Origin of the sequence: Micromonospora sp. NBS 11-29 (assembly GCF_002140155.1) — a bacterium.
Lineage (GTDB): Bacteria > Actinomycetota > Actinomycetes > Mycobacteriales > Micromonosporaceae > Micromonospora.
This window is the reverse complement of the sequence record NZ_NAPR01000013.1, coordinates 294452-309835: the sequence shown is the minus strand read 5'-3', so window position 1 is coordinate 309835 and position 15384 is coordinate 294452. Positions and strand designations below refer to the sequence as shown.

At 73.0% G+C, this 15384-nt stretch carries 13 protein-coding genes and 2 pseudogenes; 8 read left to right on the top strand and 7 right to left on the bottom strand.

The window, feature by feature from the left end:
* Positions 1-116 precede the first annotated feature (116 nt).
* Complete coding sequence (locus B1205_RS17825; protein WP_089156634.1) at positions 117-422, bottom strand: hypothetical protein; 306 nt, start codon at positions 420-422, stop codon at positions 117-119.
* 206 nt (positions 423-628) lie between these two features.
* Here B1205_RS17825 and B1205_RS17820 point away from each other — a divergent pair, with 206 nt between their 5' ends.
* Positions 629-853 carry a GntR family transcriptional regulator gene (locus B1205_RS17820; protein ID WP_089156633.1) on the top strand — a complete coding sequence of 75 codons (225 nt, stop codon included), beginning with the start codon at positions 629-631 and terminating at the stop codon, positions 851-853.
* Here the strand turns inward: B1205_RS17820 and B1205_RS17815 are convergent.
* A complete protein-coding gene (locus tag B1205_RS17815; RefSeq protein ID WP_089156632.1) occupies positions 847-1887 on the bottom strand; it encodes a S66 family peptidase in 1041 nt (346 codons plus the stop codon). The two genes, B1205_RS17820 and B1205_RS17815, sit on opposite strands and share 7 nt — an antisense overlap.
* A 51-nt stretch (positions 1888-1938) precedes the next feature.
* Here B1205_RS17815 and B1205_RS17810 point away from each other — a divergent pair, with 51 nt between their 5' ends.
* A complete protein-coding gene (locus tag B1205_RS17810; protein WP_089156631.1) occupies positions 1939-2976 on the top strand; it encodes a hypothetical protein in 1038 nt (345 codons plus the stop codon).
* A gap of 123 nt (positions 2977-3099) precedes the next feature.
* A complete protein-coding gene (ppc, locus tag B1205_RS17805; RefSeq protein WP_089156630.1) occupies positions 3100-5886 on the top strand; it encodes a phosphoenolpyruvate carboxylase in 2787 nt (928 codons plus the stop codon).
* Between the two features lie 71 nt (positions 5887-5957).
* Here ppc and B1205_RS17800 read toward each other — a convergent pair whose 3' ends face one another.
* Positions 5958-6767: a hypothetical protein gene (locus B1205_RS17800; protein ID WP_089156629.1), complete on the bottom strand. Its 810-nt coding sequence runs from the start codon at positions 6765-6767 to the stop codon at positions 5958-5960.
* 54 nt (positions 6768-6821) lie between these two features.
* Here B1205_RS17800 and B1205_RS17795 point away from each other — a divergent pair, with 54 nt between their 5' ends.
* On the top strand, positions 6822-7964 hold the full coding sequence (locus B1205_RS17795; protein WP_089156628.1) for a DNA recombination protein RmuC: 1143 nt from the start codon (positions 6822-6824) through the stop codon (positions 7962-7964).
* 40 nt (positions 7965-8004) lie between these two features.
* On the opposite strand, the gene B1205_RS17790 is transcribed toward B1205_RS17795, so the two are convergent.
* Positions 8005-8433 carry a hypothetical protein gene (locus B1205_RS17790; protein WP_089156627.1) on the bottom strand — a complete coding sequence of 143 codons (429 nt, stop codon included), beginning with the start codon at positions 8431-8433 and terminating at the stop codon, positions 8005-8007.
* A gap of 38 nt (positions 8434-8471) precedes the next feature.
* Positions 8472-9394 (bottom strand): annotated as a pseudogene (gene ispH / locus B1205_RS17785) (4-hydroxy-3-methylbut-2-enyl diphosphate reductase).
* Between the two features lie 109 nt (positions 9395-9503).
* Here ispH and xseA point away from each other — a divergent pair.
* Together xseA and B1205_RS17775 are read left to right on the top strand one after the other, a co-directional pair.
* A pseudogene (xseA, locus tag B1205_RS17780) lies at positions 9504-10606 on the top strand (exodeoxyribonuclease VII large subunit); the annotation flags it as partial.
* Between the two features lie 13 nt (positions 10607-10619).
* Positions 10620-10832, top strand: coding sequence for an exodeoxyribonuclease VII small subunit (locus tag B1205_RS17775; protein WP_089156626.1), 213 nt, complete (start codon positions 10620-10622; stop codon positions 10830-10832).
* A 234-nt stretch (positions 10833-11066) separates the two neighbouring features.
* Here B1205_RS17775 and B1205_RS17770 read toward each other — a convergent pair whose 3' ends face one another.
* Positions 11067-11906: a hypothetical protein gene (locus tag B1205_RS17770; RefSeq protein ID WP_089156625.1), complete on the bottom strand. Its 840-nt coding sequence runs from the start codon at positions 11904-11906 to the stop codon at positions 11067-11069.
* Positions 11907-11995: 89 nt separating this feature from the next.
* On the bottom strand, positions 11996-12667 hold the full coding sequence (locus tag B1205_RS17765) for a DUF4245 domain-containing protein (RefSeq protein WP_089156624.1): 672 nt from the start codon (positions 12665-12667) through the stop codon (positions 11996-11998).
* A 160-nt stretch (positions 12668-12827) separates the two neighbouring features.
* Between B1205_RS17765 and glpX the strand changes: the two genes are divergently transcribed.
* The gene (gene glpX / locus B1205_RS17760) at positions 12828-13859 is read left to right on the top strand and encodes a class II fructose-bisphosphatase (RefSeq protein ID WP_089156623.1); all 1032 of its coding nucleotides are present in this window, start codon (positions 12828-12830) and stop codon (positions 13857-13859) included.
* Between the two features lie 2 nt (positions 13860-13861).
* On the top strand, positions 13862-14821 hold the full coding sequence (locus B1205_RS17755; RefSeq protein ID WP_089157070.1) for a DMT family transporter: 960 nt from the start codon (positions 13862-13864) through the stop codon (positions 14819-14821).
* The last annotated feature ends 563 nt before the right edge of the window (positions 14822-15384 follow it).

Here is a 15384-nt window from a genome sequence, read left to right as displayed (position 1 = left end):
ATAGCGTTCCACCCCCGGCCCAGGAAGGCGGTGAGTGGAACACCATGGGTGGCAAACGAGTGCCGGGGCACCCATGGCGTTCCACCGAGCCGGCGAAGGCTAGGGCGGGGGGCGGGTCAGGCGGCGCGGGCCGTGCCGGGGGTCAGGCGGCCAAGCAGGCGCTGGGACGCTCGGGCCAGCATGTGGGACTGGGGCAGGTCGAGCGGCCACCGCTCGACGTCCTCGCCTGCGGAGAACTCCAGCAGCAGGCCGGACGGTGAGGTCGGGCCGACGTCCATCCGCCACAGGCCGAGCTCGGCCTGGATCACCTCGTCGCCCCGAACCGCCGTGCCGACGAGGCGGGACAGGTGCAGGCCGTTGCCACCGGCGCAGTCCGGGCCGCGCAGACACCAGGGTGGATGGACGTTCGGTAGGTTGCTCATGGGCCGGGGTCCTTTCCCGGTCAAGGCCCGGGGAGCGGAGTGCCACCTCCACCCCGGGCCGCCCTATGTGACGACACCCACCCGGTTGCGAGCCAGGGCGAGTAGAGGCAGCTTAACGTGGACCATCGACATTGTCGACAGTGTCGACGTTATAGACGCTGTCGTTTCCCGGTGATCTACTTGGCTTCGCGAGCCAGGGAGTCACGGTGAACACACCCAAGTACGAGCAGGTGGCGACTGCCATCCGGAACCAAATTGAAGCGGGGAGCCTGAAGCCGGGTGACCAGATACCGACGACGCAAGGGCTGATCGACACCTACGGCGTCTCCTACGGCTCGGTCCGGACCGCACTACTGATCCTCAAGGCCGAAGGCCTGATCGAGGGCCGGCAGGGTGAGGGCGTGTTCGTGCGGGATCGGCGCGGTCAGTAGCGCACCGCGATCCGGCGTTCCACCGCGTCGACCCGGATCTCCCCGCCGTACGGGATGATCAACTGCGGGTCGGTGTGCCCGAGGTCGACGTCGAAGACCACCACGGGATCGTCGGCGTACGGCCCGACCGCCCGCAGGATCGCCGCCCGCTGCTCCTCGCCCCAGGCCAGCCGGTCGGCGACGGACAGTCGGCGGTCGAAGTTCCACGCCTTCGGACGGCCGACCACGATTGCGGGGAAGCCGCCGAGCAGGCCGCGCTCGCCCAGGTTCCGCACCATCCGGAAGACCTCCTGCGCCGACGGCATCTCCTCCGAGGTCTCCAGAATCAGGACCGAGCCGGCCAGCTCGGCGGCGGACGGGACCCGGTCGGCGGCGGCCAGCCAGTGCACGATCTCCAGGTTGCCGCCCCAGGTGCGGCCCGTCACCACCCGGGCCGGCCCGTGCCAGCGCCAGCCCTCGCCGGCAAGCATCGGCGGCTTCTCGGCCAGCGTCGTCGGGTCGCGCCAGTCGAGCGTCTCGTCGCCCCACTCGGCGGCCGGCGTCAGGTCGTACCAGCCGGTCGTGAACAGCGCGGCGCGCAGCGAGTCGAGCGTCAGCGGGTGCGGCGCGCCCGGCCGGCCGAGGTGCACCAGGACCGAGCCGCCGTGGTAGGCGACCACGCCCAGCCGGTGGAGGTGGTTGAGCACGTTGGTGTTGTCCGAGTAGCCGAAGTACGGCTTCGGGTTGGCCCGCAGCACGTCGTCGTCGAGGAACGGGGTGACCGTGATCAGGTCGTCGCCGCCGACGGTGGCGAGCACGGCGGTGATCGTCGGGTCGGCGAACGCGGCGGTCAGGTCGCGGGCCCGGTCCCGGGGGTCGGCCCCCATCACCCGGGTGGTCGGGTACTCCACCGGCTCCAACCCGAGTTCCTCGCGCAGCCGGCGCAGGCCCAGCTCGTACACTTGGGGGAAGAGACCCGGCAGGCCGGCGGAGGGTGAGACGACCGCGACGCGGTCGCCCGGTCGCGGCTTGGTGGGGTAACGCGGGGGCGTCATGATCCGACGCTATCGGCCAACACCAGCGATTTTCGACCATAGGGTGAGGTCGTGGACGACGCGCCGGAGCTGCGTACCCGGGACGGGCTGCCCCGCACGGCGGCGCTGGTCCTCGGCACCTTGGCGCTGGCCAGCGCGTTCATCGCGGCCTATGTCGGCGCGCTGCACAAGCCGGAGCCGCGCGACGTGCCGGTCGGCGTGGTCGCCGCCGACCGGCAGGCCCAGGCGGTGATGGCCGCCGTCCGCGCCCGCACCGACACCATCAAACCCGTCGGGTACGACAGCCAGGACCGCGCCGTCGCCGGCCTCAACGACCGATCGGTGTACGCCGTGCTGCACTCGGACCCCGGCGGCGGGCTGACCCTGGCCACGGCGAGCGCCGGCGCGCCCGCCGCCACCCAACTCGTCACCGACGTCTTCACCGAGGCGTCCCGACAGGCCGGCCTGCCGCTCCAGGTCACCGACGAGGTGCCGGTGTCCGGCGGCGACCCGCGCGGGCTGGTCCCGTTCTACCTGGCGGTCGGCGTGGTGCTCGGCGGCTACCTGGCCTCCACCGCGCTGGGCGTCTCGCTCGGCACCAGCCCGCGCGGACTGCGCCGGGCCGGGCTGCGGATCGCCACGCTCGCGGTGCACTCCGTCCTGCTCGGCGTCATCGGCGCGGTGCTGGTCGGGCCGGTGCTCGACGTCTTCGACCACAACGTGCCGGCCGTCGCGGTGATCGGCGCGCTGACCGCGTTCGCGGCCGGGATGGTCGCGGCGGCCGTGCAGGCGTGGCTCGGGCTGCTCGGCACCGGCATCGTGATCCTGCTGCTGGTGGTGCTCGGCAACCCCGGTTCCGGGGGCATCTACGCGCCCGAGTTCCTGCCGGCGTTCCTGCGCGGGATGCACCGCTGGAACGTGCCCGGCCTCGCCACCGACCTGTTCAAGTCGGCGATCTACTTCGACTGGCGGGGCGGCGGCTGGGCGTTGAGCGGACTCCTGGTCTGGGTGGTCGCGGGGCTGGTCGGGCTGCTCACCGCGACGGTCTTCCACACCCGCCGCCGGGCCGCGCGGGCCGGCTCCGCGCGGCGGCCCGCCGCCCACGGCTGACCGTCGGCCCGTCCCAGAGTGCAGATCATCACGCAGTCCCCCTCCTCCGTTCGGGGCGCGCGCGGATACCATCCAGGGGAGTCGGACAGCGCTGTCCTTCGTCCTCGCGTAAGGAGCGCAATCGTGACCGACCAGCACGACCACGACGGCCCCGACGCCGCTCTCCGGGCCGACATCCGCCGCCTCGGCACGCTGCTCGGGCAGACCCTGGCCCGCCAGGAGGGCCGGCCCCTGCTCGACCTGGTCGAGGAGATCCGCGCCCAGGTGCGCTCCGACGCGCCGGCCGCCGCGCAGCGCCTCGCCGGGCTCGACGTCACCACCGGCACGAAGCTGGCCCGCGCCTTCTCCACCTACTTCCACCTGGCCAACATCACCGAGCAGGTGCACCGGGCCCGCGACCTGCGCCGCCGCCGCGCCACCGACGGCGGCTGGCTGGACCAGGCGGCCAAGATGATCGCCGAGCGCGGGGTGCCGGCCGAGGAGATCGCCGCCGCGGCCCGCCGTCTGGCCGTACGCCCGGTCTTCACCGCCCACCCCACCGAGGCGGCCCGCCGGTCCATCCTGTCCAAGCTGCGCGCGGTCGCCGACGAGCTGGACGCCGAGACCGCCAACGCGATCCTCTACGGGGCCAGCGACGAGGGCCCGGCCAACCGCCGCCTCGCCGAGCTGCTCGACCTGATGTGGCAGACCGACGAGCTGCGGCTGGACCGGCCGGACCCGACCGACGAGGCCCGCAACGCCATCTACTACCTGCGTGACCTGCACGCCGAGGCCGCCCCGCAGGTGCTCGATGACCTCGCCGACACGCTGCGCACGCTCGGCGTGGAGACGTCGCCCACGGCCCGTCCGCTGACGTTCGGCACCTGGATCGGCGGCGACCGCGACGGCAACCCGTTCGTCACCGCGACGGTCACCCGCGAGGTGCTGCGGATCCAGCACGAGCACGGCATCGAGGCCACCGAGAAGGCGATGGACGAGCTGATCAGCGAGGTCAGCGTCTCCCGCCGGCTGCGCGCGGTCTCCCTCGACCTCTCCGCCAGCCTGGCCAAGGACCTGGACGCGCTGCCCGAGGTGGCGCCCCGGTTCCGGCGGGTCAACGCGGAGGAGCCATATCGGCTCAAGGCGCGCTGCGTGAAGGCGAAGTTGGCCAACACGCGGGAACGGCTGCGCGCCGGCACCCCGCATGTGCCGGGCCGGGACTACCGGGGTTCGACCGAGCTGATCGCCGACCTGGAGCTGCTGCGCGCCTCGCTGGCCCGCAACTCCGGGCAGCTCACCGCCGTGGGCCAGCTCGCCTCCACCATCCGTACGGTGTCCGCGTTCGGCCTGCACCTGGCCACCATGGACATCCGGGAGCACGCGGAGAAGCACCACGAGGTGCTGGCGCAGCTCTACGAGGCGGTCGGCGAGGTGGCCGACTACCCGTCGCTGAGTCGGCTGGAGCGCACCAAGCTGCTCGCCGACGAGCTGACCGGGCGCCGGCCGCTCTCCACCCAGGACAGCCCGCTCACCGAGGCGGCCCGCAAGACGTTCGACGTGTTCGGCGCGGTCCGCGAGGCGCAGGACCGGTTCGGCCCCGAGGTCATCGAGTCGTACATCATCTCGATGACGCTCGGCGTGGACGACGTGCTCGCCGCGGTGGTGCTGGCCCGCGAGGCCGGTCTGGTCGACGTGCACAGCGGGCGGGCCCGGATCGGCATCGTGCCGCTGCTGGAGACGCCGGCCGAGCTGAACACCGGCGGTGAGCTGCTCGACGAGCTGCTGTCGCTGCCGGCGTACCGGGCGCTGGTGGCGGCGCGCGGCGACGTGCAGGAGGTGATGCTGGGCTACTCCGACTCCAACAAGGAGGCCGGCATCACCACCAGCCAGTGGTCCATCCACCGGGCCCAGCGCGCGTTGCGGGACGTGGCCGCCCGGCACGGCGTACACCTGCGGTTGTTCCACGGTCGGGGCGGCACGGTCGGTCGGGGCGGCGGGCCGACGCACGACGCGATCCTGGCCCAGCCGTACGGCACGCTGGACGGCGCGATCAAGGTGACCGAGCAGGGTGAGGTCATCTCCGACAAGTACACGCTGCCGGCGCTGGCCCGGGAGAACCTGGAGCTGACCGTGGCGGCGGTGCTCCAGGCCACGCTGCTGCACACCGCGCCCCGGCAGCCGGCCGAGATGCTGGAGCGCTGGGACGCGGCGATGGACGTGGTCTCGGAGTCGGCGTTCCGGTCCTACCGGTCGCTGGTCGAGGAGCCGGACTTGCCGGAATACTTCTGGGCCTCCACCCCCACCGAACTGCTCGGCGCGTTGAACATCGGCTCCCGGCCGGCGAAGCGGCCGAACACCGGCGCCGGCCTGTCCGGCCTGCGCGCCATCCCGTGGGTGTTCGGCTGGACGCAGACCCGGCAGATCGTGCCCGGCTGGTTCGGCGTGGGCTCCGGGCTGGCCGCCGCACGCGAGGCCGGGCTGGCCGACGTGCTCGCCGAGATGAACCGGAACTGGCACTTCTTCCGCACGTTCCTGTCGAACGTGGAGATGATGCTGACCAAGACCGACCTGAGCATCGCCCGGCGCTACGTGGAGACGCTGGTTCCGAAGAAGCTCCACCCGATCTTCGCCAAGATCGAGGAGGAGTACGAGCTGACCAAGCGCGAGGTGCTGGCGGTGACCGCCTCCCCGGCGCTGCTGGAGAACTCGCCCGTCCTCCAGCGCACGCTCGCGGTGCGCGACACCTACCTGGAGCCGTTGCACCACCTCCAGGTGGCGCTGCTGCGGCAGTACCGCGAATCCGGCGCCGCCGGCCGGGCGGTGGCGACCGCGCCGGGCGGCCGACGTGCCCCGAACGACGGCACCGCCCTGGAGCGCGCGCTGCTCACCACGGTCAACGGCATCGCCGCCGGCATGCGCAACACCGGCTGAGGTGTAAGGAGGGGCCCCCGCTTAACGCATTCTGCATAGGCGGGGGCCCCTATTAACACGCGGCGCGGGTGCTACCAGTCACCGCCGCCGAAGTCGCCGCCACCGAAGTCGCCACCGCCGAAGCCGCCGAAGTCGCCGCCGCCACCGAAGTCGCCGCCCGCGTAGTCGCCCTGACCGCCGAAGTCGCCGCCGCCCGGGTCGCCGCCGCCCGGGTCGCCGTAGTCCTGGCCGTCGCCGAAGCCCTCCTGGTAGCCGGCCTCGTAGCCGTAGCCCGGATCGGCGAACGCGGGCGAGAAGAGCGCGTCGGCGATCAACATGCCGCCGAGCACGCCGGCGCCCGCGCCCAGCGCGGTCTTCCACCACGGCGTCGAATACCAACCGGCGGGCACCGGACGGCCCCGCATGTGCCCACCGGGGTAGTAGTAGGGCGTCTGGTTCCCCGGCTGCGGACCGGCCCGGAACGTCTGGCCCTGCACGTTCACCTCGCGTTCCTTGGTGAGCATGCCGACACCCCGGGCGGCGGCCAGCGGCGGCAGCTCCGGACCCGGGTCGATGCCCATCGCCGTCCGGGCCGCGCGGATGTAGGCCAGCCCCTCCAGCGCGGTCTCCCGGGCCAGCGCGAACTGGTTCGTGGTGCGCGCCTGTTCGAGCTGGGAGCCGGCCGCGTTGTACCGCTCACCGGCGTCGGCCAGCGCCTGGCGGACCGCCGGGACGTCGCCGTGCAGGTTCATCAACTGGCCGCCGAGCCGCTCGTACCAGCGTTGCGCCTCGGCGCGGGCGTCCGCCAGCTCGTTGGCCCGCCGGGATCTGCTTCCCCACCGCCAGAACACCAGCGCACCTCCGAGCATCAGCACCAGCAGCAGCCACAGGGCACCTTCCATGACTCGAACGTACCCAGCTCGCGCACGTCGTACCCGTTTGGCAAGCTCTCAGCCATGAGCTTCTCGACGCTGGCCGTGGTGGTGCTCTGCCTCGCCGCGGGCGGTGCGGTCGGCTGGTTCGCGGCGCGGGCGCAGACGGCGACGCAGGTCGCCCGGCTGGAGGCGACGCTGGCGGCGACCCGCGAGGGTGAGGGGCGGCTGGAGCAGTCCATGCGGGCGCTCAGTTACGAGGCGACGGCGCAGTCCCAGGAGGCGGTGGCGCGGGCGGTGGCGCCGCTGCACGACACGCTCCGGCGCTACGAGCAACGCGTCGCCGAGCTGGAGCGCGAGCGGGTCGACGCGTACGCGGAGCTGCGTGAGCAGGTGCGTGCGATGAGCACGGTCTCCGGTGAGCTGCGCACCGAGACCAAGCAGCTGGTGGCCGCGTTGCGTGCGCCGCAGGTGCGGGGCCGCTGGGGCGAGCACCAGCTCCGGCGGATCGTCGAGGCGGCCGGCATGCTGGAGCACTGCGACTTCAGCGAGCAGGTGACCGCCGCCACCGACCACCAGGGGGTACGCCCCGACCTGGTGGTCCGGCTGCACGGCGGGCGGACGGTGGTGGTCGACGCGAAGGCGCCCTTCGACGCGTACCTGACCGCGATGGAGGCGCGCGACGAGCGCGGCCGGGACACCCAGCTCGACGCGCACGCCCGGCACCTGCGGGCGCACGTGGACAACCTGGCCGCCAAGTCCTACTGGTCGGCCTTCGACCAGTCCCCCGAGTTCGTGGTGCTGTTCGTGCCGGCCGACCCGTTCCTCGACGTGGCGTTGCAGCGCGACCCGACGCTGCTGGAGCACGCCTTCGCCCGCAACGTGGTGCTGGCCACGCCGGCGACGCTGGTGGCGCTGCTGCGCACGGTCGCCTACTCGTGGCGGCAGGAGGTCCTGGCCCGCAACGCGGCCACCGTCCACACGCTGGCGCGCGAGCTGTACGGGCGGTTGTCCACCCTGGGTGATCACGTCGGCAAGTTGGGCAGTTCGTTGGGCGGGGCGGTGACGGCCTACAACCGGGCGGTCGGCTCGCTGGAGGCCCGGGTGCTGGTCAGCGCCCGCAAGCTGGCCGAGTTGGGCGTCTCGGACGACGAGTTGACCGCCCCGGCGCAAGTCGAGTTGGCACCCCGGCAGCCGCAGGCCCCCGAGCTGACCGGCCGCGACTGACTTCGTCACCGCTGCGGTCAGGCCCGGCGGGGCGGCACGGTCAGGCCCGGCGGGCGGACTCCACCACGAACGGGGTGCCCTGCTGGCAGGTGGTCATCATGCCCGGCTCGGGGCGGCCGGTGACCTCCACCCGGGTGCCGGGCGTGAGCACGTCCCGCGGGCCGCCGACCAGCAGGTGGTCGTCGAGCAGGAGGCAGTTCGGCTCGACGCCGGCGCGGATCGTGCCGGTGACGGTGGTGCCGCCGACGCCCGGCGGCGTTGACGGGCCGCCCTTCCACGTCGGGTCCGGGCGGCTGGGGCTCGTGCTGGGGCCGGGATCGGGCTGGCTGGTCACCGGGGCCGCCGCGGTGGGACTGGGGCCGGCGGTGGTCGAGCTGGGGCCGGCGGTGGGCTCGTCGCCCGGGTCGGCGCAGGCGGTCAGCGCGGCCCCGGCGAGCAGGACCACGAGCGTCGTCCGAGAAATCTTCATGGATGGTGGGACGCGTCGGGCGGCCGTTTCGTTCCGGGTCAGCCGCGCGCCGCCGCGGCCTTCATGTCGCGCTTGAGTTCCTGGGGCAGCGAGAAGGTCAGCCGCTCGTCGGCGGTGGTGATCTCCTCGACGTCGCCGAACCCCCGCTCGGCCAGGTGCGCGAGCACCTGCTGGACCAGTTCGTCCGGCACGCTCGCACCGGAGGTCAGCCCGACGGTCCGGGCGCCGTCCAGCCACGCGTCGTCGATCTCGTGGGCGAAGTCGACCAGGTGACCGGCGCGGGCCCCGGCGTCCAACGCCACCTCGACCAGCCGGACCGAGTTCGAGGAGTTGCGTGAGCCNTGGAGGTCGCGTAGCAGATGTCGTCGCTGGGCGGCGACTGGAGCAGCGGCAGCCGGGATTTGAGCCGGGCCACGGTCTCCAGCGTCTCGTCGACCGACAGCGTGGTCTGGGAGAGCCAGACCACCTTCTCCGGGTCACGCACGGTGACCCGGTCGGCGCCCTCCGGGCCGTCGACCAGCTGGATGTGGGCGGGGGCCTCGCCGGCGGTGCCGATGACCTCCTCGTGCCCCTCGTGGCCGATGAGCAGGATGTCGTAGTCCTGCGCGGCGAAGCGCCGGGCCTCGTGGTGCACCTTGGTGACCAGCGGGCAGGTGGCGTCGATCGCCTTGAGTGAGCGCTCCCGGGCCTGCTCGTAGACCTCGGGTGCCACGCCGTGGGCGGAGAAGATGACGGTGGCGCCCTCGGGCACCTCCTCGTTCTCCTCCACGAAGATCGCACCCCTGGCCTCCAGCGTCCGCACCACGTGCTTGTTGTGCACGATCTGCTTGCGGACGTAGATGGGCGCGCCGTAGAGCTTCAGCGCCTCCTCGACGGTCTGCACCGCCCGGTCCACGCCCGCGCAGTAGCCGCGGGGCTTGGCCAGGAGCACGCGCTTGCCGGTCGTCTCAGCCTCAGTCACCAGACCATCGTACGTGCGCCGGCAGCGCCCTGCCCCGGGCTGTCGGCGGTGGGCCGTAGGGTGGGCGGGTGAGCGCGGGTGAGGTGGAGCGGAGCACGGCGGACGGNCCTGGATCGCCCGGCTCGGCTGGGTCTGGGTCGACGGCCAGGTGGCACAGATCAGCCGTCGGCCGGGTGCCGCCACCGTCTTCCTCACCCTGCGCGACCCTTCGGCCGACCTCAGCCTGACCGTCACCACCAACCGTGACGTGCTCGACGCGGGCGCACCGGAGCTGCGCGAGGGCGCCCGGGTGGTGCTGCATGCCAAGCCCGAGTTCTACGCCGCGCGGGGCACGCTCAGCCTGCGCGCCGACGAGATCCGTCAGGTCGGCCTCGGTGAGCTGCTGGCCCGGCTGGAGAAGCTCAAGAAGCTGCTCGCCGCGGAGGGCCTGTTCGACCGGGCCCGCAAGCGTCGACTGCCGTTCCTGCCCGGCCGGGTCGGTCTGATCACCGGGCGGGCCTCGGCGGCCGAGCGGGACGTGTTGACCAACGCCCGCCGCCGCTGGCCGGCGGTCGACTTCCGCACCGTCAACGTGGCGGTGCAGGGGTCGAGCGCGGTGCCCGACATCATCGGCGCGCTCAAGGCGCTCGACGCCGACCCGACGGTCGACGTGATCGTCATCGCCCGGGGCGGCGGCGGCATCGAGGACCTGCTGCCCTTCTCCGACGAGGCGCTGTGCCGGGCGGTCTTCGCCTGCCGCACGCCGGTGGTCAGCGCGATCGGCCACGAGACCGACACGCCGCTGCTCGACTACGTGGCCGACGTCCGCGCCTCCACCCCCACCGACGCGGCGAAGCGGATCGTGCCCGATCTGACGGAGGAGGTCCGGCTCATCGGTCAGGCCCGGTCGCGGCTGGAGCGGGCCGTGCGCCACCTCGTCGACCGTGAGCAGCACCGGGTCGATCTGCTCCGCTCCCGCCCGGTGCTGGCCCGGCCGCAGGTNCCGGGCCCGGCCGGTGCCTGGAGCACCGGCTGGGCGCGGCCACCGACGACCTGCGGCACACCCTGGCCCGGCTGCGCGCGCTCTCCCCCGCGGCGACGCTCGACCGCGGCTACGCCATCGTCCAGCGCGCCGACGGCCATGTGGTCCGCGCCGCGTCCGAGGTGGCCAAGGGCGATCCACTGCGGGTACGCCTCGCCGAGGGCGAGCTGACCGCCACCGTCGACGGCTGATGGAATGGGACCGATGACTGACACGACCAAGGACGAGCAGCTCAGTTACGAGCAGGCCCGCGCCGAGCTGGCCTCGGTGGTGGAGCGGCTGGAGGCGGGTGGCACCTCGTTGGAGGAGTCGCTGGCCCTGTGGGAGCGCGGCGAGCAACTGGCCGGGGTGTGCCAGCGCTGGCTGGACGGCGCCCGGGCCCGCATCGACGCCGCCCGGCAGCGCGCCGGGGAGTGACCGGGCTTCCGCCCGCTGCGCGACCTGCGGGGTTCGTACGCCTGCCGGCACGTCACCCCGCAAGATCCACACCAGCTCGCCGAAATGGCGGTATGGGATGTGCCCGGATGGCGCCACTTCGGCGGACCGGAGTGGATCAAGCCGGGACATGGGCCCGAACAGCGTTATACCTCGAAGGCATATTCATGCCTCCGAGGTATAACGCGTAGAGGTGGTGTGCCCGACGGACGCCGGTCAGTTGAACAGGTTGTACAGCTCCGGCGGCGCCTCGACGACCTGGTCCGCCGGGGGCTTCTTCGCCGCGGCGGCGTTGCCGTAGTCGGTGTAGGTGATCTTCAGCTGCTGCGCGGCGCCCTGACCGGCGGCCGGCACCTGGAGCACCAGCTCGCTGAGCCGGCCCTGCGGGTCGACCTTCGCGGTGAACGGCACCGACTTGGCCTGCGGCCCGAGCGCGGTGATCAGCGCCGGGTCGAGCGAGCCCGCCTCGGCGGCCTTCGACACGTCGACCGTGCCCGCGTACGCGCCGTCGCCGGTCTGCCGTACCTCGGTGATGCCCTGGGTGAGCACGGCGCTGCCGGCCGGGTCGAGCTTGTCGAAGTCGAAGCCCAGCGCCCGGTTGCCCTTGATCCGGTTCTGGTCGAGGTGGTGGTACTTGCCGGTGTTGAGGTTCTTCGCGCCAGGGATCTGGCTCGCGGCGGTGCCGCCCAGCTCCAGCTTGACCCAGCTGTCCGGCTTGGCGTGGATGAGGTCCAGCTTCATCATCAGGTCGGACGACGGGTCACCGATGGTCATCCGCGTCTCGGCGCTCTGGCTGGCCTCGTGCACCTGCCCCTCGGCGGTGGTGCCCGCGCCCGCGATGGTGAACCGGAAGTTCCCCTCGCGGATCGCGTTGGTGGAGTCGAGCAGCGCCTGCTTGGCCGCGCTGCTGGACGCCGTGGCGCTGGGTGCGACGCTGCCGGAGGCGCTCGGGGTCGTCGCGGAGGTGCCGCCGGATCCGTCGGCGTTGCAGGCGGCCAGGCCGGGGATGAGCAGCGCCGCGGCGAACGCGGTGGCGCTGAAGCGTCGTATCTTCACGTCAACCTCTCCAGGTGGGTCGTCCGGGCTCGATGTCCCGTCTGTTCCCGGAAGCGGCGTTCCGCAATCCCCTGCCCACCCGGCGGCGGTCAGCGCAGCGAGGTGGCGAGCCGGCGCAGCTCGGTCTCCTTGGCGTCGCCGACCACGATCACCGTGCGGTTCGGCTCCAGCAGGACCAGCGCCTGCTCGTTGCCGCGGGCGGTGTACCGCTGCCAGCTCAGCCCGTCGGGCAGGTCGGCCGGACCCTGCGGCTGGCCGTCGGTCAGCTCGGCCGGCAGCAACTTCTCCGCCGGGACGTTGCTCTCCACGAGTTGCGCGCCCCGGCCCTCCGGCGTCACATACCCGATCCGCAGGGTCGCGCCGTCCGCCCCGGTCTGGTAGCGGGCGTTGACCGTACGCCAGTCGTCGCCCAGCCCGTTCGGCTGGCTGACCGGGAAGGCGTTGGCCGAGCGGGCCTGCTCCAGCGCCGGCGCCGGGTCGACGGTGACCGGCGCGTCGCCGCCGAGGAAGCCCCGGTAGAAGGCGATCAGCAGGGCGATCGGGACCAGCAGCACCAGCAGCGACAACACCATGTCCTTCGGCGACCGCTCGGAGCGGGCCTTGCCGGGGGGCGCGGGCCGCTCCCCGGCGTCGGCCGGCGCCTCGACCAGCGCCGGCTGCCCGTCCGGCGGGGTCGATCCGGCTTGCGACGACACCGGCGGCTGGCCGTCGGGCGGGGTGGCGTCGGCGGGTACGCGGTCGGCTGGCTGCGCGGGTTCCACCCGGCCATTGTCGCAGCCGTCCCGGTGACGTGATCCTGGCCTCCTCCGCCCCGCCGAGACGGCGAACCTGAGATCGTATGAGGATCAGCGACAAAACCGGCGGCGGCGACGGCCGCACTTCCGCCGGTCCACCCCGCAACGTCGCGAGGAGGAGGCCGTCATGACAACCACCGGGACGCGGACGCCGCAGGATCTCGACCGTAATCTCGCCCTCGACCTGGTCCGGGTCACCGAGGCCGCGGCGATGGCCGCCGGCCGCTGGGTCGGCCGGGGCGACAAGGAGGGCGGCGACGGCGCCGCCGTCGACGCCATGCGCAAGCTGATCAACTCGATTCCGATGCGCGGCGTCGTGGTGATCGGCGAGGGCGAGAAGGACAACGCCCCGATGCTCTTCAACGGCGAGGAGGTCGGCGACGGGACCGGTCCCGAGGTGGACGTGGCGGTCGACCCGATCGACGGCACCACGCTGATGAGCAAGGGCATGCCGAACGCGCTCGCCGTGCTCGCGGTGGCCGAGCGCGGCGCGATGTTCGACCCGAGCGCGGTCTTCTACATGGAGAAACTGGCCGTCGGCCCGATGTACGCCGACGTGGTCGACATCGACGCCGGGGTGGCCGAGAACATCCGCCGCATCGCCAAGGTCAAGGGCGCCGACACCACCGAGGTGACGGTCTGCGTGCTGGACCGGTCGCGCCACGACGACCTGGTGCAGCAGATCCGGCGTACCGGCGCGGGCATCCGGTTCATCTCCGACGGCGACATCGCCGGCGCCATCGCGGCGGCCCGCGGCGAGTCCGACGTCGACGTGCTGATGGGCATCGGTGGCACCCCGGAGGGCATCACCGCGGCCTGCGCCCTGAAGTGCATGGGCGGGATGTTGCAGGCCAAGCTCTGGCCCAAGGACGCCCAGGAGCGCCAGAAGGCGCTGGACGCCGGGCACGACCTGGACCGGGTGCTGTACACCGACGACCTGGTCACCGGCGACAACTGCTTCTTCGTGGCCACCGGGGTCACCTCCGGTGACCTGCTGCGCGGCGTGCGCTACCGGGCCGGCGGGGCGTACACCCAGTCGATCGTGATGCGCTCCAAGAGCGGCACCATCCGGGTCATCGACTCGTACCACCGCCTGGAGAAGCTCGCCCTCTACTCGGCGGTCGACTTCGACGGGCGACCGTTGGCCGAACAGGAGTGACCATCACCGAGACCAAGACCGCGGCGCCGCCGACGCTGTCGACCGGACGGCGCATCGCCGGCGTCGGGCTGGCCACCGCCGGCGGCGTCCTGGTGGCGCTCCAGTCCCGGATCAACGGCGAGTTGGGCGTACGGCTGGCCGACGGGATCGCCGCCGCGGTGCTCTCGTTCGGCCTGGGCCTGCTGATCCTGCTGGTGCTGGTACCCGCCACGCCCGGTGGCCGACGAGGGCTGACCGCCCTGCGCGACGCGCTGCGCGCCGGCGCGCTGCGGCCGTGGCAGTGCCTCGGCGGGGTGTGCGGCGCCTTCCTGGTGGCGGCCCAGGGACTCACCATCGGCGCGCTCGGCGTGGCCGTCTTCACCGTCGCGGTGGTGGCCGGGCAGTCCAGCAGCAGCCTGCTGGTCGACCGGGCCGGCCTCGGCCCGACCGGCCGGCAACCGGTCACCCCGAACCGCCTGATCGGCGCGGTGCTCACCGTGCTGGCCGTCCTGCTGGCCGTCGGTGACCGTCTCGGCGACCCGGCCACCCTGGCCCTGGCCCTGCTGCCGCTGGCCGGCGGCGTGGGCATCGCCTGGCAGCAGGCGGTGAACGGCCGGGTCCGAGCGGCGGCGGACAACACGTTGACCGCCACGCTCGTCAATTTCGTCGTGGGCACGATGACGCTGCTGGTCACGTTCGCGGTGGAGGTGGCGGTACGGGGCTGGCCGACCGGTGGGCTGCCGAGCGAGCCGTGGCTCTACCTCGGCGGCCCGCTCGGCGTCGCGTTCATCGCGCTGGCCGCCGCGCTGGTCCGGTTCACCGGGGTGCTGCTGCTCGGTCTGGCGACCATCGCCGGGCAGGTCATCGGTGCCGTGTTGCTGGACCTGGTGCTGCCGACCTCCGCCTCGCATCCCGGGGTGAACACTGTGCTCGGCGCCGTGCTGACCCTGGTGGCCGTCCTGATCGCCGCCGCCCGCCGGTAAGGAAGGGCACCTTATTAACGCTTCCGGTAGAGGCGGGGCCCCTTCTTAACACCTCACCGTCAAGCACGGGCGGGGGCCGGAGCAGGAGTGGCGCGCAGGGCGGCGACCGTCTCCTCGACGACCCGGTCCAGCGGGGTCGGCTCGACGCCGAGCGTGGCGGTGGCGGCGGTGGAGTCCATCACGAACGGCCCGGCGAACTGGTGCGCCGTCTCCCGCAACTCCCGGGCGAAGGGGTTGACCGAACCGGCCAGCCAGAGCAGCGGGTACGGCATCCGGGTCAGCTTCGGCGCCGGTGCGCCGACCAGGGCCGCCGCCCGCTCGGCCAACTCCCGCATGGAGACGGCCGGCGCGCTCGGCACATGCCAGGCCCGTCCCCAGGCCCGCGCGTCGGTCGCGGCGGCGACCAGGGTACGGGCGACGTCCGGCACGTACGTCCAGGTGTGCGGGGTGTCCCAGGCGACCGGCAGGATCACCCGTTGCCCGGCGAGCACCCGGGGAAGCACCATCATGGCCAGCGAGGCGCCGCGGGCGCCGATGTAGTCGGAGCCGCGTACCTCGGTGAC

What these genes read in the sequence shown, in the direction of transcription:
- B1205_RS17825 (WP_089156634.1), bottom strand. Translation starts at nt 422, where the DNA reads ATGAGCAACCTACCGAACGTCCATCCACCCTGGTGTCTGCGCGGCCCG.
- B1205_RS17815 (WP_089156632.1), bottom strand. Translation starts at nt 1,887, where the DNA reads ATGACGCCCCCGCGTTACCCCACCAAGCCGCGACCGGGCGACCGCGTC.
- B1205_RS17800 (WP_089156629.1), bottom strand. Translation starts at nt 6,767, where the DNA reads ATGGAAGGTGCCCTGTGGCTGCTGCTGGTGCTGATGCTCGGAGGTGCG.
- B1205_RS17795 (WP_089156628.1), top strand. Translation starts at nt 6,822, where the DNA reads ATGAGCTTCTCGACGCTGGCCGTGGTGGTGCTCTGCCTCGCCGCGGGC.
- B1205_RS17790 (WP_089156627.1), bottom strand. Translation starts at nt 8,433, where the DNA reads ATGAAGATTTCTCGGACGACGCTCGTGGTCCTGCTCGCCGGGGCCGCG.
- B1205_RS17775 (WP_089156626.1), top strand. Translation starts at nt 10,620, where the DNA reads ATGACTGACACGACCAAGGACGAGCAGCTCAGTTACGAGCAGGCCCGC.
- glpX (WP_089156623.1), top strand. Translation starts at nt 12,828, where the DNA reads ATGACAACCACCGGGACGCGGACGCCGCAGGATCTCGACCGTAATCTC.